Here is a 17,476-nt window from a genome sequence, read left to right on the forward strand (position 1 = left end):
TCGTCCTTAATGATATACTGGGCGCAACGTTTGTCTCCCCCTCGCCCCGACCACGTGGCATGGACGACAGCCCGCCGGTCGCGGACCTCCATCTCCACACGACCGCCTCGGACGGCCGGCTCACTATCGATGCGCTCCCCGACGCGGCCCGCGCGGGCGGGGTCGACGTGGTGGCCGTGACGGATCACGACCGCTACCACCCGGACCTCGACGCCCCGGTAGTCGAACGCGACGGCGTGACCATCGTCCGGGGCATCGAACTGCGCGTCGACGCGGGCGACCGCCGGGTCGACCTCCTCGGCTACGGTCTCAGAGAGCGGCCCGCCCTCGTCGAGACGGTCGAACGCCTCCAGCGGAACCGCGTGGAGCGCGCCCGCGAAATCGTCGCGGCGGTCGAAGCGGAGACCGGGGCCGACCTCGACATCGACATCCACGACGGCGTCGGTCGCCCGCACGTCGCCCGCGCCGTCGACGCCAGCGACGCACCCTACGACTACCAAGGGGCGTTCGACGAACTCATCGGCGCGGACGGCCCCTGCTACGTCGCGCGCGAACTCCCGACGTTCGACGACGGCGTTGCGGCCCTGCGAGACGCCTGCGACGTGGTCGGCCTCGCGCACCCGTTTCGCTACCGCGACCCCGCCGGCGCGCTCGACCTCTGTGCCGACCTCGACGCCGTCGAACGCTACTACCCCTACGGCTTCGCGGTCGACCGCGACCTCGTTGACGAGGCCATCGAACGCTACGACCTGCTCGCCACGGGCGGGAGCGACGCCCACGACGAGACGCTCGGCCGCGCCGGGCCGCCGGCGGCCGACTTCGCTCGGTTCGCCGCGGCGGTAGACGGTCTCTAACCGTGTTAGTCCGTGAATAACTCCGAATGTGCCGTGGGGCGTAGAGTTAAATCCTATCGGAACTGAAGGGGGGGTATGCAGTGTCACTACTGCGACCGTGAGGCCGCATACGCCGCAGAGAAGGACCACATTAAGGTCGGTCTCTGCGAGCGACACTTCCGCAAGCGGGTCGAGGAACTCGCCGAATCCGAGGAACTCGCCGCCCTGAAGGAAAAACTCGACATTAATCGAACAAAGTAGCGGCCGGTCAGCAGGTGTCCCTCCACTAACGCCTTCCTACCCCGCGACGCCGAGCGTTCTCCGCGACGGAGCAGTCGGTCACGCGAGCACCTGGCCGCCGAACACGTATAGCGCCGCGAGCACACTCTCGAACACGATGGTTCCGGCCGCCGAGAGGGCGACGAACCGCTTCGCCGACATACCCGAGAGGCCGGCCGGGACGGTGAGCATCCCGCGCGTGAACAGCATCGCGTTACTCAGCGGGACGACGACCGGCCCCCAACGGTCGAACCAGCCGTCGAACCGGTCGAGGGAGTCCTCGCTGACGCGAAACCACGACCGCGAGAGGAGGTACTCGCGACCGCCCCGCTTGGCGACGAAGAACAGCGCGACCTGACCGACCGTCGCGCCGAGGACGGCGACGCCGAGAATCGGAAGCAGCAGCCGCTCGCCGACCAGCACCAGCGCCCCGGGCACGAGTAGTTCGCTCGGCGCGACGTAGAGGAGCATCGCGCCCTCCAGCACGAACACGAAAAAGAGGGCGACGAGAGCGAGGTCCGACGCGAGAAGGTCCCGGAGGAACGCGGGGAGTTGGGCGGTGAAGGCGCTCATGTCCTGTGTGCTTTGAGCGGCATCGTGTTCATTATGGTTTGGATAACGCGGCGCGAAGCGACGGGAGCGACGGCATTTTGCCGCCGCCAACCGAACTCCGCGTATGGAGTTCACCGACCGTCCCCGCAGGCTTCGAACCGACGGGATTCGCCCGCTCGTCTCGGAGACGACCCTCGACGCGACGGACCTCGTCGCGCCAGTCTTCGTGGACGCGACGACCGAGGAACGCGTCCCCATCGAGTCCATGCCGGGTCATGAGCGCGTGCCGGTCGCTGAGGCCGCCGACCGCGTCGCCGAGGTCCGCGAGGCGGGCGTCGAGGCCGTCATCGTCTTCGGCATCCCCGAGTCGAAAGACTCCGAAGGCACTCTCGCGTACGCGCGAGACGGAGTCGTACAGGAGGCCGTCCGCGCCATCACCACCGAGACGGACGCCTACGTCATCACGGACGTGTGTCTGTGCGAGTACACCGACCACGGTCACTGCGGAGTGCTGGAGGACCACGCCGAGGACGACCCGACCCTGACGGTCGAAAACGAGCCGACCCTCGACCTGCTCGCGGAGACGGCCGTCTCTCACGCCGAGGCGGGCGCGGACATGGTCGCCCCCTCGGCCTCGATGGACGGGATGGTTGGCGCGATTCGCGCCGCCCTTGACGACGCCGGCCGCGACGAGGTTCCCATCATGTCCTACGCCGCGAAGTACGAGAGCGCCTTCTACGGTCCCTTCCGCGACGCGGCCGACGGCGCACCCGCCTTCGGCGACCGGCGGCACTACCAGATGGACCCGGCGAACGCCCGCGAGGCGCTACGCGAGGTCGCGCTCGACGTGGAACAGGGCGCGGACGTGCTGATGGTCAAACCGGGCCTGCCGTATCTCGACATCATCCGCGCCATCCGCGAGGGGTACGACCACCCGGTCGCCGCCTACAACGTCTCCGGCGAGTACGCGATGCTCCACGCCGCCGCCGAGAAGGGCTGGCTCGACCTCGACGAGGTCGCCCGCGAGTCGCTGTTGTCGATGAAGCGGGCGGGTGCGGACCTCATCATCACGTACTTCGCGGAGCGCGTGGCGGAGCAGCTCGACTGAGGTGACGACCGGGCGAGTCGAACGCCCCGAACCCGTCAGTTCGAACGCCGAACTACGTGACACGATACCGCGGTGCGCACGGCCAAAACACACTTGTCAGGCAACATTTTCCTGAACGTTCGTCCACAGAACGTCTGAGAATCTCAAAATCCTTGGACGATATACAACCTTATATGCGTAATATTCTAGCCTATTTTGTGCAGTTGTGGTATTACGCCCCACTAAATTTGACAAAATCAACCCCACACTTTATGTACTAACTCACCATGAAGCCGAACCGTGATGAAGCACCAGAATCCACACGGATACGGAGCAAAAGTAGCTGAACGGTCACTCGTGACCGCATGGGGTGGGCAGTCGTGATTCCACTACAGGTCGACCCGAGCGTTATCGCGCAGGGGGTCAACTACGTCTGGATCCTCGTCGTCTCGTTCCTCATCTTCTTCATGCAGCCGGGCTTCGCGCTCTTAGAGGCAGGGCAGGTACGCGCGAAGAACGTGGGCAACGTACTGATGAAGAACATGACCGACTGGGCGCTCGGCGTGCTCGTCTACTTCCTCGTCGGCGCGGGGGTCGCGACAATCGTCGGCGGCCTCACGTCGCCCGGCGGCTTCGACGTCGCCGCCGCGTTCTCGTACATCGGCGACTCCGGCGCGTGGATTGACTGGCTCTTCGGAGCCGTCTTCGCCATGACCGCCGCCACCATCGTCTCCGGCGCGGTCGCAGAACGCATGGACTTCCGCGCGTACATCGTCTTCGCGGCCACCATCACGGGGTTCATCTACCCCGTCGTGCAGGGCATGACGTGGTCCGGTGGCCTCCTCTCGGGGAGCGGTTACATCGGTGCGGCACTCGGTGTCGGCTACCTCGACTTCGCCGGTGCGACCGTCGTCCACATGTGCGGCGGCATCGCCGGCCTCGTCGGCGCGAAGATGGTCGGCCCGCGTAAGGGCCGCTTCGACGCCAACGGCGACAGCCAGCCCATCCCGGGCCACTCGATGCTGCTCGCCGTCCTCGGCACGCTCATCCTCGCGTTCGGCTGGTACGGCTTCAACGTCGGTACGCAGGCGACGGTCCTCGCGACCACCGAAAGCGGCGGTCTGGAGTTCATGGGTGCCGCGCTCGGTCGCGTCGCTCTCGTGACGACCCTCGGCATGGGCGCCGGCGCGGTCGCCGCGATGATCGTCTCGACGAGCTACCAGGGCAAGCCTGACCCCCTCTGGATGGCGAACGGCCTGCTCGCCGGTCTCGTCGCAGTCACCGGCGCCGTCCCCCACGTCACGTGGTGGGGCGGCCTCATCCTCGGCGCGCTCGGCGGCGCAATCGTCCTGCCGGCGTACCGCTGGACTGTCGACTCGCTCAAAATCGACGACGTGTGTGGCGTCTTCGCCGTCCACGGCGTCGCGGGCGCGGTCGGCACGGCACTCATCCCGGTCTTCGCAGTTAGCGGCTTCTCCGGCACGCAACTCGTGATGCAGGTCATCGGCGTGGTCGTCATCGCCGCGTGGACCATCCTCGCCTCGGCGGTCGTCTTCGCCATCGCGGACGCCGCCTTCGGCCTCCGCGTCTCGGAAGAAGAGGAAGTCGAAGGCCTTGACGTCGGCGAACACGGCGTCTCGGTCTACCCCGAATTCGTCGGCGACGCGGGTCCCGACGGCGCGCTCGGCTCGCCCACGGCGACCGACGGCGGCAGCAACGTGCGCACCGACGGTGGCGTCGCGGAAGACGAAGCTGTCGAAGCCAACGGAGGTGACAGCCAATGAGCGACGAAGAACAGGGCATCAAGATGGTGATGGCCATCATCCGCCCCGACAAGCTCTCGGACGTGAAGACCGCGCTCGCTGAGGCGGGCGCGCCGTCGCTCACCGTCACCAACGTCTCCGGCCGCGGCTCCCAACCCGCGAAGAAAGGTCAGTGGCGCGGCGAGGAGTACACCGTCGACCTCCACCAGAAGGTCAAAGTCGAGTGCGTCGTCGCCGACATTCCCGTCGACGACGTGGTCGAAGCCATCGCCGAGTCCGCCCACACGGGCGAGAAAGGCGACGGAAAGGTGTTCGTCCTCCCCGTCGAGAGCGCCGTCCAAGTCCGCACCGGTAAGGAGGGCAACCCGGCAGTCTGAGCGCGCACTAACGACCGAAACCGACTCGAAGTCTCTGTTTGCCACTCCCGCCGCGGCCCGCGTGAGTGCGCACCCGACTGGGGTTTGACGAACGACCCGAACTATTCCTATTACTAATCCTACACTACATTCGTAGGATTGCGTGGCAACATTTGTTTACTGAGTGCTAGCCTTACGTCCTTATACAACACATACATCATCCTATATCGGACATACGTCTCTCAGAACGCCCTTTTGTAGACGTTTGTCAACGCGAACCGTTATATGAACGTCTGTAGATAGCATCTCTCATGGTTCGCGAGACATTCGGTCGCGAATCGAGCACCAATATGAACGACTGTCCAACTTCACAGCACGAACTGTTCGTCGGAGGCATCGTATGTTGACACCCCTGCAGGCCGACCTCGCTTCGGTGGTCGAGGCCGTGAACCTCGTGTGGGTCCTCACGGTCACGTTCCTCATCTTCTTCATGCACGCCGGCTTCGCCATGCTCGAAGCCGGGCAGGTCCGCGCGAAGAACGTCGCCAACCAACTGACCAAGAACCTGCTGACGTGGAGTATCGGCGTCATCGTGTTCTTCCTACTCGGCGCGGCCGTGTCGTCAATCGTCGCCGCCTTCACCGGCGGCCCCGCGACGACGATTTCCGGGGCGTTCATGAGCCTCTACGCGCCCGACGCCTCGGCGACGACGGCGTGGGTCGACTGGCTCTTCGGCGCCGTCTTCGCCATGACCGCCGCCACCATCGTCTCCGGTGCCGTGGCGGGCCGCGCCCGGCTCCGCGCGTACCTCACGTACACCATCCTCATCGCGGGCGTCATCTACCCCGTCGTCGTCGGCTTCACCTGGGGCGGTGGCTTCCTCGACGCCCTCGGCTTCCACGACTTCGCGGGCGGCATGATCGTCCACGGCATGGGCGGTATCGCCGGTCTCACCGCGGCGTGGATTATCGGCCCGCGCATGAACCGCTTCAAGCCCGACGGCACGGCGAACGTCATCCCCGGTCACTCCATCACGTTCGCCGTCCTCGGCACGCTCATCCTCGCGTTCGGCTGGTACGGCTTCAACGTCGGCACCGCCGCCGCGCCCCTCGCGTACGCCGACGGCGCGGTCACGCTCGGCTCGTTCGCCTTCGTGGGCCGCGTCGCCCTCGTGACGACCCTCGGCATGGCCGCCGGCGCAATCGGCGCTGGCGGGGTCGCCATGTACAAGACCGGCAAGGTCGACACGCTCTACGTCGCAAACGGCCTCCTCGCCGGGCTCGTCGGCGTCACCGCCATCGCGGACGACATCGTCTGGCCGGGCGCGCTTGTCGTCGGCCTCCTCGCCGGCGCGCAGCTCCCGGTCGTCTTCGAGTTCGTCGAAAAGCGCCTCCACATCGACGACGTGTGCGCGGTCTTCCCCGTTCACGGTTCCGCGGGCATCCTCGGCGCGCTCCTCTACCCCGTGTTCGCCGTCCCGCTGTGGCACGACGGCGCGTCCTTCGTCTCGCTCGCCGTCCCGCAGGTCATCGGCGTCGGCGTCATCGCTATCTGGACGTTCGCCGCGACCGCGGTCGTCTTCGGCGGCTTCCGGGCCATCGGTCAGGTCCGCGTCTCTTCGGACCACGAGCGCGAGGGCCTCGACACCGCCGAGCACGGCGTCGACACCTACCCCGAGTTCGGGTCGCCCGATGCCGACACCGGCATCCGCACCGACGGCTCCGGCGTCCCGAGCGGGGATGGATTCATGACGACGGGCCGGGAGGACTAACTCATGAGTGATTCCGACCTTCCGAACGACGGCGACATCAAACTCGTCATGGCCGTCATCCGCCCCGACAAGCTCTCGGACGTGAAAACCGCGCTCGCCGAAATCGGCGCGCCGTCGCTCACCGTCACCAACGTCTCCGGCCGCGGCTCTCAGCCCGCGAAGAAGAGCCAGTGGCGCGGCGAGGAGTACACCGTCGACCTCCACCAGAAGGTCAAAGTCGAATGCGTCGTCGCCGACATCCCGGCCGACGACGTGGTCGACGCCATCGCCGACGCCGCCCACACGGGCGAGAAAGGCGACGGGAAGGTGTTCACCTTCCCCGTCGAGAGCGCCGTCCAAGTCCGTACCGGCAAGACCGGACGCGACGCGGTCTGAGCCGCTCATTCTCTGTCGGCGGTTCTCGTACCGTCTCCGCGTCCGTCGCTCCGACCGGCGACGAGGTTATATCGGTTCGGTCGAACGTACCGGTGGCCCCTCGCGGGGCGAGAGCCGAACCCACGCGAAACCGTTTTTCCGCTCCGCACCGAGCGTCGTGACGATGAGCGGTGGCTCCACGTGGTGACTGTCGCGGTCCTCGGCGGACTCGCCGTCGCGCTGTTCGGAATGGCAGTCGCCGGACTGCTCGCCGACCGGTATCTCTCCGAACCCGACGACCTCCGCGCCGACCTCCTCGTCAGCGACGCGAACAAGTGGGCCGTCTTCGCCCTCCTGTGCGGCTACGTCCTCGTCGTCGAGGGGCGACCGCTGTCCTCGATGACCGGCCGCTCGCTGGACCCCCTCGCGTTCGTCGCGGTGGTCGGCGGCGGCGTCTTCGTCCTGTTCGCCGCGAACGCGGTGACGACGCCCGTCTTCGACCGACTCGGCGTGGGGGGTCTCGACGAGGGAATGACCGGACTGGCCTCGCTGTCGGTCAGACACCGACTCTTCGTGGCCGGGACCGCCGGCGTCACGGAGCAGGTGCTGTTCCACGGCTACGCCGTCGAGCGACTCCTCGAACTCACCGGAAGCCCGCTTCTCGCGGGCGGCGTCTCGTTCGCCGCGTTCACCGCGAGCCACGCCGTCGGCTGGGAGCGCGGCGCGGTCGCCAGAATCGCCGTCCCCGCGCTCCTGACGACGGTCATGTACCTTCTCGTGCGCGACGTGGTCGCGCTCGCCTGCATCCACGCGCTCAACGACGCGGTCGGGTTGCTCGTGGCCGGGTCGGTGGAGAAGGCCGACGACGACGGCGCTGAGGCCGCCGCGGACGGGACGGCGCGGTAGGTCCGCCGCAGTCCCGACGCCCGACAGTTCACGCCGGCCGTGTCGTCTACTGGTTCGCCGGTGGCAGGTGCGGCCGACCCAGTAAGGTCTTTCCCGCGAGCGGTCGAACCGGCGCGCATGAACCACGACGAGTCAAGGGCGCTGTACGACCGCGCGCTGTCCGTGCTCGCCGGCGGCGTGAACTCCTCCGTCCGGGCGACGCAACCGTACCCGTTCTTCGTCGAGCGCGGCGACGGCGCGCACGTCATCGACGCCGACGGGAACCGCTACGTCGACTACGTGCTGGGCTACGGGCCGCTGCTCTACGGCCACGACGCCCCCGAACCCGTCCAGTCGGCGGTCCAGAAGCACGCCGCGGCCGGGCCGATGTACGGCGCGCCGACCGAAATCGAGGTCGAACACGCCGAGTTCGTCGCGCGACACGTCCCCTCCGTCGAGATGCTTCGGTTCGTCAACTCCGGCACGGAGGCGACCGTCTCGGCGGTCCGCCTCGCCCGCGGCGTCACCGGCCGCGACAAAATCGTCGTCATGCAGGGCGGCTACCACGGCGCACAGGAGTCCACGCTCGTCGAGGGCGGCCCCGGCGGCGCGAAGCCCTCGACGCCCGGCATCCCCTCGTCGTTCGCCGACCACACCATTCCCGTCCCGTTCAACGACGAGGAGACGGTCCGCGAGGTGTTCGAGGAACACGGCGAGGACATCGCGGCGGTACTGACCGAGCCGATTCTGGCGAACACGGGCATCGTCCACCCGGTCGACGGCTACCTCGAAGCCCTCCGCGACGTGACCGAAGAACACGGCGCGCTCCTCATCTTCGACGAGGTCATCACCGGCTTCCGCGTCGGCGGCCTCCAGTGCGCGCAGGGCAAGTTCGGCGTCACGCCCGACCTCACGACGTTCGGGAAGATTATCGGCGGCGGCTTCCCCGTCGGCGCGGTCGGCGGCAAGGCCGAACTCGTCGAGCAGTTCACCCCCGGCGGCGACGTGTTCCAGTCGGGCACCTTCTCGGGTCACCCGGTCACGATGGCCGCGGGCCACGAGTACCTGAAGTACGCCGCCGAAAACGACGTGTACGGACACGTCAACCGCCTCGGCGAGAAGCTTCGGTCGGGCATCACGGACATCCTCGAAGACCAGGCCCCCGAGTACACCGTCGTCGGCACGGACTCGATGTTCAAGACGGTGTTCACGCGCCACGGGACGGCCGAGCGCGCCGACGCCTGCGCCGACGGCTGTGCGCAGGTCGAGTCGTGTCCCAACTACGACGCCTGCCCGAAGACTGGCGCGGACGTGTCGAAGGCGGAGACCGACCGCTGGGAGCGCGTCTTCTGGCAGGAGATGAAAGACCAAGGTGTGTTCCTCACGGCGAACCAGTTCGAATCGCAGTTCGTCTCCTACGCCCACACCGACGAGGATATCGAGGAGACGCTGGAAGCGTACAAGCAAGCGCTGTAGGCGCGTCCCGACCGGCGACCCGCCGAAGAAACTTTTTTACGACGCTATCGCCCGAGAGAGCCCGAGGTACGCCGGAAGTCCGAGGACGGCGGCCAGTCCGACGGTGAGGAAAAGCGGGACGACCCCCGTCGGGTCCGGCGCGAAGATGAATCCGAGCGGGAGCGCGACGACGAACGCGACGCCGAAGGTGAGCGCGAGACGGAGGGGCCTGTTCACGTCGGAGGCGTCGCCGCGAAGGCGGATAACTGTTCGGCACTGCGATACGAACGCGGTTCGGCCGTGCGAGCGACGGTCGCTCGCGCGACTGCGACCCGGCGCGAACGCGACTCACTCGGCCCGCAGTCGCGCCTCGGCCGCCCGCCACAGCGGCGGGTAGGTCAGGGCGACGCCGGCGCCGAGACAGACCGCCCACGAGACGAGGATACCGACTGGGTTTCCTTGGAGTTCGAGGAGGACTAACAGCGGAATCCAGACGGCGGTCACGACGAGGCCGATACCCCAGACGCGGGCGACGAGACGGAGGCGAAGGGGGCGCGCGAGGAGGAGCGCGAGCGCGATGAGCGCGGCCGCGACGAGGCCGGCGAACCACGGCGGTTCGACGCCGACCGACGAGAGAAACAGGTCGAGGGGCGCGACGACCGAGGTCAGGCCGAACAGGAGGAGCGCGACGACGACGAAGTCGCCGACCTGCCGGACGACCGAATCGAGGGCGGACATCGTCCGGGTCGTCGCGCGGGGACTGTATCGGTCTTCCGTTCGGGTTCGACCCGACGCGCGGGAGCGAACTGGAGGGCTTTTCAACGCGGGGACCGGACTGACGCGTATGACTACAACACTTCGCTTGGCGACGCGAGGGTCGGCGCTCGCTCGCGCGCAGGCCGCGAGCGTGCAGGGGGCGCTCGCGGGCCGCCGACTCGACGTCGAACTCGTCGAAGTCGAGACCACGGGCGACCGGATTCAGGACGAACTCATCCACCGACTGGGCAAGACCGGCGCGTTCGTCCGCGCGCTCGACGAGCGCGTCCTCGACGGCGAGGTCGACGCCGCGGTCCACTCGATGAAAGACATGCCGACCGAGAAGCCCGCCGACCTCGTCGTCGCGGGTGTTCCCGAGCGCGCGCCGGCGGGCGACGTGCTCGTCACGGCCGAGGGCCACGACATCGACGACCTACCGGAGGGAGCCGTCGTCGGCACGTCGTCGCTCCGCCGGCAGGCCCAACTGCTGAACTACCGCGAGGACCTCGAAGTCGAGCCCCTCCGGGGCAACGTCGACACCCGCATCGAGAAACTGCTGGCGACGCACCTCCAGCGCGAACACGAGGCCCGCGTCGAAAACGACAAAGAGCGGCAAGAAAAGAAGGGAAAGACCGACCACGAAGAGGCGTTCGACGAGACCGCAGACGAGTGGTTCGAGGGACTCACCGAACTCGAACGGCAGGCGCTCGGCCGGAAGGTCGAAACCGAGTACGACGCCATCGTCCTCGCCGAGGCGGGACTCAAGCGCAGCGGCCTCACCGAGAAGGTGAACTACGAGCGCCTGCCGCGGACGACGTTCGTCCCCGCGCCCGGACAGGGAGCCATCGCCGTGACCGCCGCGGACTCGGAGGTCATCGACCTCATCCACGACAAACTCGACCACCCGCGGACCCGCGTCGAGACGACCGTCGAACGGACCATCCTCGCCGAACTCGGCGGCGGCTGTATCGCCCCGGTCGGCGTCCACGCCCTCCTGCAGGGCGAACACGTCCACGTCGACGTGCAGGTGCTGGCGACCGACGGCTCGGAGTCAATCAAGACCTCTCGGGACCTCCCCGTCGGCAACCACGCCAACGCCGCCCGCGAGTTCGCGGCGGCCCTGCGCGACCGCGGTGCCGGCCAGTTAGTCGATGCCGCCCGCGAGGAGGCCGAGGAGTGAGATGACGGCCGACGACGCGGAATCCGAAACGGCGGACGAGCGGTCGACCGGCGCGCAGTCGAACGGCGACGCGACCGACGGCGACGGCGTCGGCACGGTCCACCTCGTCGGCAGCGGCCCGGGCGACCCGGAACTGCTGACGATGAAGGCCGCCCGCCTCATCGACGAGTCCGACGTGGTGCTCCACGACAAGCTCCCCGGCCCGGAGATTCTCGGGATGATTCCGGCCGAGAAGCGCGAGGACGTGGGCAAGCGCGCCGGCGGTGAGTGGACCCCACAGGAGTACACGAACAACCGACTGGTCGAACTCGCCCGCGAGGGCAAGGACGTGGTCCGCCTGAAGGGTGGCGACCCGTTCGTCTTCGGCCGCGGCGGCGAGGAGATGGAACACCTCGCCGACAACGGGATTCCCTTCGAAGTCGTGCCGGGCATCACCTCGGCGGTCGCCGGGGCCGGCGCGGCGGGCATCCCCGTCACCCACCGCGACCACGTCTCGTCGGTGTCGTTCGTCACCGGCCACGAGGACCCGACGAAAGACGAGTCCGCGGTCGACTGGGACGCGCTCGCCGCGACCGGCGGGACGCTCGTCGTCCTCATGGGCGTCGGCAAACTCCCGCTGTACACCGCCGAACTCCGTGAGGCGGGGATGGACGGCGACACGCCCGTCGCCCTCATCGAGCGAGCGACGTGGCCCGACATGCGCGTCGCCACCGGCACGCTCGACACCATCGTCGACGTGCGCGACGAGGCCGACATCGAACCGCCCGCGATTACCGTCATCGGCGAGGTCGCGGCGACCCGCGACCGCGTCAAGCAGTTCCTGCAGGGCGGCGGCGCGGACGCCATCGCTGAAGCCGACACGAGCGCGGGAGGTGCCGGAGGAGACGAATGAGCCAGCAGGTCCGCGCGGCCGTCTTCCGCCCCGACGACGACCGCATCGAGCGCGCCGTCGAACTCCTCGACTCGCTCGGCGCGACCCCGGTCCCCGACCCGATGCTCGCAATCGAGCCGACCGGCGCGACGCCCGAGACCGGCGAGTTCGTCGTCCTGACGAGCAAGACCGGCGTCGAACTCCTCGACGAGGCCGGCTGGAACCCCGGCGACGCGGTGCTGTGCTGTATCGGCCCCGCGACCGCCGACGCCGCCCGCGAAGTGGGTTGGACAGTCGACCGCGTCCCCGACGAGTACACCTCGGCCGGACTGGTCGAACACCTCGCGCCCGACGTGGACGGCGCGACGGTCGAAGTCGCCCGGAGCGACCACGGCAGCGCCGTCCTCACGGACGGCCTGCGCGACGCGGGCGCGGACGTTCACGAGACGGTACTCTACCGACTCGTCCGCCCCGAGGGTGCCGGAAAGTCGGTCGAACTGGCCGCCGCCGGCGACCTCGAAGCCGCCCTCTTTACCTCGTCGCTCACGGTCGAACACTTCCTCGACGCCGCCGCGGAGCGCGGTGTCCGCGAGGAGGCCATCGCCGGCCTGAACGACGCCGTCGTCGGCGCAATCGGACCGCCGACCCGCGACACCGCGGCGTCCCACGGCATCGACGTGACCGTCGTCCCCGACGAGGCGACGTTCGAAGCGCTCGCGGTCGCCGCGGTCGAGACCGCCGCGCCGACGTACCACGAGTGACGTGACGGGAGCCGAGGCGGAAGCCGAGACGAGAGACGGCTCGTGGCGCGACGTCGGCTCGGTCGCCGGCTGGCAGACCGCCGCGAGCCTCTGTTACTACGCCATCTTCGCGGCGACCGGCTTCGTCCGCGACGCGTTTTCGGTCTCGGAGTCGCTGGTCGGACTGTTCCTGACCGCCGGGCTGCTCGGCTACACGGTGTTTCTCTTCCCCAGCGGCGCGGCCGTCGACGGCTACGGCGAAAAGCCCGTCATGGTCGTCGGCCTGCTGGCGCTGTCGGTCGCGCTCGTCGGCGTCACGTTCGCGCCGCCGTCGTACCTCCTGTTGTTGGTGACGGTGGCGCTCCTCGGGGCGGCCTACTCGACCGCGATGCCGGCGTCGAACCGCGGCATCGTCGCGGCCGCGCCCGCCGGGAGCAAGAACCTCGCCATGGGGCTGAAACAGGTCGGCGTCACCGTCGGCAGCGGAGCGTCGTCGCTCATCGTCACCGGCGTCGCCGTCGTCGCCGCGTGGCAGGTCGGCTTCTGGGTCATCGGCGTCTTCGCCGCCGGCTACGCGCTCGTCTTCGCGACGCGCTACCGCGGAAATCCGGGGACTGGCCGGCTCGAACGCCCCCGACTCGCCGGGCTCGGCGACAACCGCGCCTACGTCGCGCTCGTCGCCGCCGGGCTGTTCATCGGCGCGTCCATCTTCTCGATGCTCGGCTACACCGTCCTCTACGTGCAGGACGTGGTCGGGACCGGCCCCGCCCTTGCCGGGGGCGTCCTCGCCGCGACGCAGGTGACCGGAAGCGTCGGACGCATCGGCGCAGGGAGCCTCGCGGACCGCCTCGGCGGGGCCCGCGGCGCGGCCACCGTCGCACTCGTCCAACTGGCCGGCGCGGTCGCGCTCTTTTCGCTCCTCGTCGGAACCGGCGGCTCGTTCGCGCTCACCATCGCCGTCTTCGTCGCGCTCGGCCTCACCATCCACGGCTCGACCGGCGTCTTCTACTCCTGTCTGAGCGGCGTCGTCGACGACGGTGACATCGGCGCGGCGACCGCCGGCGGCCAGACCGCGCTCAACGTCGGCGGCCTCGTCGCCCCGCCGCTTTTCGGCTTCGTCGTGGAGTCGACGGGCTACGGGGCCGGTTGGGCGCTCGTCGCCGGTTCGACGGTGCTGGCGACCGTCCTCCTGTTCGTTGTCAGACGGCGAATCTGAGGGCCGGGAGACGAGCCTTTATCGCCGAAGCCGCGGCAAGAGCGCGTATGTTTGCCGTCGAACTGGAGTGGAAACGAAGGGGTTCCGTGCCCGAACTGCCAGCGTTTATGCCGGAGAGGGCGTGAGTACCACACCAATGGACGGACCCGTCCCCGAACTCACAGAGCACGCGGCGGCCTGCGCGGCCCGCCTCCGCGACGCCGACCGGGTGCTCCTCGCCTCGCACATCGACGCCGACGGGTTGACGAGCGCCGGCATCGCCTCGACCGCGCTCGAACGCGCCGGTATCCCCTTCGAGACGGTGTTCTGCCGCCAACTCGACGAGGCCGCCGTGGCCGACATCGCGGCGACCGACTACGACACCGTGCTGTTCACGGACTTCGGAAGCGGCCAACTCGACATCATCGCCGAGTACGAGGCGGCGGGCGACTTCCACCCAGTCATCGCCGACCACCACCAGCCAGCCGAGGGCGTCGAGACCGACCACCACCTCAACCCACTTCGGTTCGGTCTCAACGGCGCGAGCGAACTCTCTGGGGCGGGTGCGAGCTACGTCCTCGCGCGGGCGCTCGAACCCGAGAGCGCTGACGGGCACAGCCCGTCCGCTCGTGAGACGGGGTCTCACGCTGGCGACAACCGCGACCTCGCCGCGCTCGCCGTCGTCGGCGCTGTCGGCGACATGCAGGACACGAACGGCGAACTCCGCGGGGCCAACGCGGGCATCGTCGACGAGGGCGTCGAAGCCGGCGTCGTCGAGGAGGGCACCGACCTCCGAATCTACGGCCGCCAGACCCGCGCGCTCCCGAAACTGCTCCAGTACGCGACCGACGTTCGAATCCCCGGCATCTCGAACAACGAGGCCGGAGCCATCGAGTTCCTGACCGAACTCGACGTTCCCTGCCGCGACGACGACGGCGAGTGGAAGCGGTGGGTCGACCTGACCGGCGACGAGCGCCAGACGCTCGCCAGCGCCCTGATTCGCCGCGCCATCGCCAGCGGCGTGCCCGCCTCCCGCATCGACGACCTCGTGGGGACGACCTACGTGCTCTCTCGGGAGCAGGAGGGGACCGAACTCCGCGACGTGAGCGAGTTCTCGACGCTCCTGAACGCGACCGCGCGCTACGACCGCGCCGACGTGGGCCTCGCGGTCTGTCTCGGCGAGCGCGACGCGGCGCTCGACCGGGCGCGCAGGCTCCTTCGGAACCACCGCAAGAACCTCTCGAACGGCCTCCAGTGGGTGAAGGAACACGGCGTCCGCGTCGAAGACAACCTCCAGTGGTTCGACGCGGGCGACGAAATACGCGAGACCATCGTCGGCATCGTCGCCGGAATGGCCGTCGGCACCAACGCGACCCGAAGCGGGATTCCCGTCCTCGCGTTCGCCGACACGGAAGAGGGCGAGGTGAAGGTCTCCTCGCGCGGGTCGTACGTGATGGTCCGAGACGGACTGGACCTCTCGGCAGTCATGCGTGAGGCGTCGCGGTCGGTCGGCGGCGACGGTGGCGGCCACGACGTGGCCGCGGGCGCGACGATTCCGAAGGGCGAAGTCGAGGCGTTCATCGCCGAGGCCGACCGCATCGTCGGCGAGCAGTTGGCTGAGGACTCGGACTAATCGTCGACCGGATTCTCACCGAACCTCGCCGGCACCCAGTTTTGGCTGTCTATCGGCGGCCGCTCGTACCCGGTGTCGTCCTGTCGGGACGGGAGTTCGATAGGGTCGGGCGTCAGGTCCTCGTAGTCGATTTGGTCCAGTAAGTGCGAGATACAGTTGAGTCGCGCGTGGCGCTTCACGTCGGCGTTGACGACGTGCCAAGGCGCGTCCTCGACGTCGGTGTGTTCGAACATCCGGTCTTTGGCCTCGGAGTAGTCTGCCCACCGAGAGCGCGCTTCGAGATCCATCGGGCTGAGTTTCCAGCGGCGCTTCGGGTCCTCGTTTCGCTTCTGGAACCGCCGTTCCTGCTCCTCGTCGCTGATGGAGAACCAGTATTTGACGAGGATGATGCCCGACCGCACGAGCATCCGCTCGAACTCGGGGCAGGTCCGCAGGAACTCCTCGTACTCCTCGTCGGTACAGAAGCCCATCACCCGCTCGACGCCCGCGCGGTTGTACCAACTCCGGTCGAAAAGCACCATCTCGCCCTCCGTCGGAAGCTGTTCGACGTATCGCTGGAAGTACCACTGACCGCGCTCTCGCTCCGTGGGCTTGCCGAGTGCGACGACCCGCGCCACCCGCGGGTTGAGCCGGCGGGTGATGCGCTTGATGACGCCGCCTTTGCCCGCGGCGTCGCGGCCCTCGAAAACGACGCAGACCCGGAGGTCGTGTTCTTTTATCCAGTACTGGAGTTTCACCAGTTCCTCTTGGAGGCGGTTCAACTCGCGTTTGTAGTCTTTCTTCTTCAGGACGCCCTCGTCGTTGTAGCGAGGTTTGTCAGTGGGCATAGGCGAACTGCGTGCGCTGTGAACAAATAGCAGGCGGGAAGACGGAGTCGGCGCGGCGGCTCAGAGCTCCGAACAGACCTGCTCGCCGCTCACGATTTCCGGGACGACTACCTCGTCGGCACCGGCGCGGCGCGCGAGCGCCTCGTCCATCTGGTCGCCCGCGCGGACGACGAGTTTGGCGTCGGGGGACAGCCGACTCGCCGCGATGGCGATTTGGATGTTCACCTTGGAGTCGTCAATCGCGCCGACGACCGTCACGGCGCGTTCGACGCCCGCGTCGGTGAGTCTGTCCTCGCGGCGGGCGTCGCCTTCGACCGCGAGCAGGTCCGCGTCGAGCGCACGCTGGTACTGCGTCTCCTTGCTCTCGACGACGACCACGTCGCGGCCCATCTCGCGGAGCCGCGCCGCCACCGTCTTCCCGAAAGTTCCGTAGCCGCAGACGATTACGTGCGATTCGAGTTCCGCTATCTCTCGTTGGAGTTTCATCTGGTCGAGTTCCTCGCGTATCTGTCCGCCGAAGGCCGCGGAGACGAACGTCTCGCCGGCCCACAGTCCGGTTCCGATGAGGCCGGTGAGAATCACGATGGCGTACGCCTTGACGAGCGTCGCCGGCCCCTCGTGTGTCTGGTAGTGGAGTTCGATGCTGGTCGGGTCGAGCAGCCAGAACGCCGCGTCGACGAGGGACGCGCCGGCGAGGGCGCTGAACCCGCCGACGCCGGCGACGACGAACGCCGCGACTGCGACGAGTGGCCGGACCATCCGCCGGAGCAACGGTCTGTGCGCCAGCGCGTCGATGAGAATGCGGCGGTCGTACGTCACGGGGGCGCGGACACCTCGTGGGAGCGCGACCGGTCTGGCTCGTGCGGCCCGCAATCGCGGCGAACCGGGTGGCCTGACGATTCTCGGTTGCTAGTCTGTCCACATTCAGAGATATTTGAC

19 protein-coding genes are annotated in these 17,476 nt (G+C 68.2%); 14 read left to right on the forward strand and 5 right to left on the reverse strand.

Features of this window, described 5'->3' with window-relative positions; genetic code table 11:
• Positions 1 to 59: 59 nt before the first annotated feature.
• Positions 60 to 854 carry a PHP domain-containing protein gene (locus C5B90_RS07370; RefSeq protein ID WP_115880256.1) on the forward strand — a complete coding sequence of 265 codons (795 nt, stop codon included), beginning with the start codon at positions 60 to 62 and terminating at the stop codon, positions 852 to 854.
• A gap of 75 nt (positions 855 to 929) precedes the next feature.
• On the forward strand, positions 930 to 1,094 hold the full coding sequence (locus C5B90_RS20785; protein ID WP_004045157.1) for a DUF6757 family protein: 165 nt from the start codon (positions 930 to 932) through the stop codon (positions 1,092 to 1,094).
• Between the two features lie 78 nt (positions 1,095 to 1,172).
• On the opposite strand, the gene C5B90_RS07375 is transcribed toward C5B90_RS20785, so the two are convergent.
• Complete coding sequence (locus C5B90_RS07375; RefSeq protein WP_115880258.1) at positions 1,173 to 1,685, reverse strand: DedA family protein; 513 nt, start codon at positions 1,683 to 1,685, stop codon at positions 1,173 to 1,175.
• A 103-nt stretch (positions 1,686 to 1,788) separates the two neighbouring features.
• Between C5B90_RS07375 and hemB the strand changes: the two genes are divergently transcribed.
• The 7 genes from hemB to C5B90_RS07410 all read left to right on the forward strand — a co-directional run bounded on the left by hemB (position 1,789) and on the right by C5B90_RS07410 (position 9,356).
• Positions 1,789 to 2,772, forward strand: a complete 984-nt coding sequence (gene hemB, locus C5B90_RS07380; RefSeq protein ID WP_115880260.1) for a porphobilinogen synthase — start codon at positions 1,789 to 1,791, stop codon at positions 2,770 to 2,772.
• 344 nt (positions 2,773 to 3,116) lie between these two features.
• Positions 3,117 to 4,535: an ammonium transporter gene (locus C5B90_RS07385; RefSeq protein WP_115880262.1), complete on the forward strand. Its 1,419-nt coding sequence runs from the start codon at positions 3,117 to 3,119 to the stop codon at positions 4,533 to 4,535.
• Positions 4,532 to 4,891, forward strand: coding sequence for a P-II family nitrogen regulator (locus tag C5B90_RS07390; protein WP_004973958.1), 360 nt, complete (start codon positions 4,532 to 4,534; stop codon positions 4,889 to 4,891). The genes C5B90_RS07385 and C5B90_RS07390 overlap by 4 nt, the downstream gene beginning before the upstream one ends.
• 379 nt (positions 4,892 to 5,270) lie before the next feature.
• A complete protein-coding gene (locus tag C5B90_RS07395; RefSeq protein ID WP_115880264.1) occupies positions 5,271 to 6,641 on the forward strand; it encodes an ammonium transporter in 1,371 nt (456 codons plus the stop codon).
• Positions 6,642 to 6,644: 3 nt separating this feature from the next.
• On the forward strand, positions 6,645 to 7,016 hold the full coding sequence (locus C5B90_RS07400; RefSeq protein WP_004973960.1) for a P-II family nitrogen regulator: 372 nt from the start codon (positions 6,645 to 6,647) through the stop codon (positions 7,014 to 7,016).
• 180 nt (positions 7,017 to 7,196) lie between these two features.
• A complete protein-coding gene (locus C5B90_RS07405) occupies positions 7,197 to 7,901 on the forward strand; it encodes a type II CAAX prenyl endopeptidase Rce1 family protein (RefSeq protein ID WP_115880266.1) in 705 nt (234 codons plus the stop codon).
• 117 nt (positions 7,902 to 8,018) lie between these two features.
• Positions 8,019 to 9,356, forward strand: coding sequence for a glutamate-1-semialdehyde 2,1-aminomutase (locus C5B90_RS07410; protein WP_115880269.1), 1,338 nt, complete (start codon positions 8,019 to 8,021; stop codon positions 9,354 to 9,356).
• A gap of 36 nt (positions 9,357 to 9,392) precedes the next feature.
• Here C5B90_RS07410 and C5B90_RS07415 read toward each other — a convergent pair whose 3' ends face one another.
• The gene (locus C5B90_RS07415; RefSeq protein WP_233511915.1) at positions 9,393 to 9,572 is read right to left on the reverse strand and encodes a chitin synthase; all 180 of its coding nucleotides are present in this window, start codon (positions 9,570 to 9,572) and stop codon (positions 9,393 to 9,395) included.
• Positions 9,573 to 9,683: 111 nt separating this feature from the next.
• The gene (locus C5B90_RS07420; protein WP_115880273.1) at positions 9,684 to 10,073 is read right to left on the reverse strand and encodes a hypothetical protein; all 390 of its coding nucleotides are present in this window, start codon (positions 10,071 to 10,073) and stop codon (positions 9,684 to 9,686) included.
• 124 nt (positions 10,074 to 10,197) lie between these two features.
• Here C5B90_RS07420 and hemC point away from each other — a divergent pair, with 124 nt between their 5' ends.
• The 5 genes from hemC (at position 10,198) to C5B90_RS07445 (ending at position 15,710) form a co-directional block, all read left to right on the forward strand.
• Positions 10,198 to 11,271, forward strand: coding sequence for a hydroxymethylbilane synthase (gene hemC / locus C5B90_RS07425; RefSeq protein WP_199517466.1), 1,074 nt, complete (start codon positions 10,198 to 10,200; stop codon positions 11,269 to 11,271).
• Position 11,272: 1 nt separating this feature from the next.
• Entirely contained in the window at positions 11,273 to 12,163 is an 891-nt protein-coding gene (cobA, locus tag C5B90_RS07430; protein WP_115880277.1) for a uroporphyrinogen-III C-methyltransferase, read from the forward strand.
• The gene (locus tag C5B90_RS07435; RefSeq protein WP_115880279.1) at positions 12,160 to 12,903 is read left to right on the forward strand and encodes a uroporphyrinogen-III synthase; all 744 of its coding nucleotides are present in this window, start codon (positions 12,160 to 12,162) and stop codon (positions 12,901 to 12,903) included. Before cobA ends, C5B90_RS07435 begins: the two co-directional genes overlap by 4 nt.
• Position 12,904: 1 nt before the next feature.
• Complete coding sequence (locus C5B90_RS07440) at positions 12,905 to 14,098, forward strand: MFS transporter (RefSeq protein WP_115880281.1); 1,194 nt, start codon at positions 12,905 to 12,907, stop codon at positions 14,096 to 14,098.
• A gap of 136 nt (positions 14,099 to 14,234) precedes the next feature.
• Positions 14,235 to 15,710, forward strand: a complete 1,476-nt coding sequence (locus C5B90_RS07445; RefSeq protein WP_115880283.1) for a DHH family phosphoesterase — start codon at positions 14,235 to 14,237, stop codon at positions 15,708 to 15,710.
• Here C5B90_RS07445 and ppk2 read toward each other — a convergent pair.
• The gene (ppk2, locus tag C5B90_RS07450) at positions 15,707 to 16,537 is read right to left on the reverse strand and encodes a polyphosphate kinase 2 (RefSeq protein WP_115880285.1); all 831 of its coding nucleotides are present in this window, start codon (positions 16,535 to 16,537) and stop codon (positions 15,707 to 15,709) included. The genes C5B90_RS07445 and ppk2 overlap by 4 nt on opposite strands.
• A gap of 60 nt (positions 16,538 to 16,597) precedes the next feature.
• Entirely contained in the window at positions 16,598 to 17,356 is a 759-nt protein-coding gene (locus C5B90_RS07455) for a TrkA family potassium uptake protein (protein ID WP_199517446.1), read from the reverse strand.
• Between the last annotated feature and the right edge of the window lie 120 nt (positions 17,357 to 17,476).

The sequence above is a fragment of the Haloferax sp. Atlit-12N genome (genome assembly GCF_003383095.1).
Lineage (GTDB): Archaea > Halobacteriota > Halobacteria > Halobacteriales > Haloferacaceae > Haloferax.

Excerpts from the sequence above, each read along its gene's own strand:
- C5B90_RS07370 (WP_115880256.1), top strand. The coding sequence starts at position 60 with ATGGACGACAGCCCGCCGGTCGCGGACCTCCATCTCCACACGACCGCC.
- C5B90_RS20785 (WP_004045157.1), top strand. The coding sequence starts at position 930 with ATGCAGTGTCACTACTGCGACCGTGAGGCCGCATACGCCGCAGAGAAG.
- C5B90_RS07375 (WP_115880258.1), bottom strand. The coding sequence starts at position 1,685 with ATGAGCGCCTTCACCGCCCAACTCCCCGCGTTCCTCCGGGACCTTCTC.
- hemB (WP_115880260.1), top strand. The coding sequence starts at position 1,789 with ATGGAGTTCACCGACCGTCCCCGCAGGCTTCGAACCGACGGGATTCGC.
- C5B90_RS07385 (WP_115880262.1), top strand. The coding sequence starts at position 3,117 with ATGGGGTGGGCAGTCGTGATTCCACTACAGGTCGACCCGAGCGTTATC.
- C5B90_RS07390 (WP_004973958.1), top strand. The coding sequence starts at position 4,532 with ATGAGCGACGAAGAACAGGGCATCAAGATGGTGATGGCCATCATCCGC.
- C5B90_RS07395 (WP_115880264.1), top strand. The coding sequence starts at position 5,271 with ATGTTGACACCCCTGCAGGCCGACCTCGCTTCGGTGGTCGAGGCCGTG.
- C5B90_RS07400 (WP_004973960.1), top strand. The coding sequence starts at position 6,645 with ATGAGTGATTCCGACCTTCCGAACGACGGCGACATCAAACTCGTCATG.
- C5B90_RS07410 (WP_115880269.1), top strand. The coding sequence starts at position 8,019 with ATGAACCACGACGAGTCAAGGGCGCTGTACGACCGCGCGCTGTCCGTG.
- C5B90_RS07420 (WP_115880273.1), bottom strand. The coding sequence starts at position 10,073 with ATGTCCGCCCTCGATTCGGTCGTCCGGCAGGTCGGCGACTTCGTCGTC.
- cobA (WP_115880277.1), top strand. The coding sequence starts at position 11,273 with ATGACGGCCGACGACGCGGAATCCGAAACGGCGGACGAGCGGTCGACC.
- C5B90_RS07435 (WP_115880279.1), top strand. The coding sequence starts at position 12,160 with ATGAGCCAGCAGGTCCGCGCGGCCGTCTTCCGCCCCGACGACGACCGC.
- C5B90_RS07445 (WP_115880283.1), top strand. The coding sequence starts at position 14,235 with ATGGACGGACCCGTCCCCGAACTCACAGAGCACGCGGCGGCCTGCGCG.
- ppk2 (WP_115880285.1), bottom strand. The coding sequence starts at position 16,537 with ATGCCCACTGACAAACCTCGCTACAACGACGAGGGCGTCCTGAAGAAG.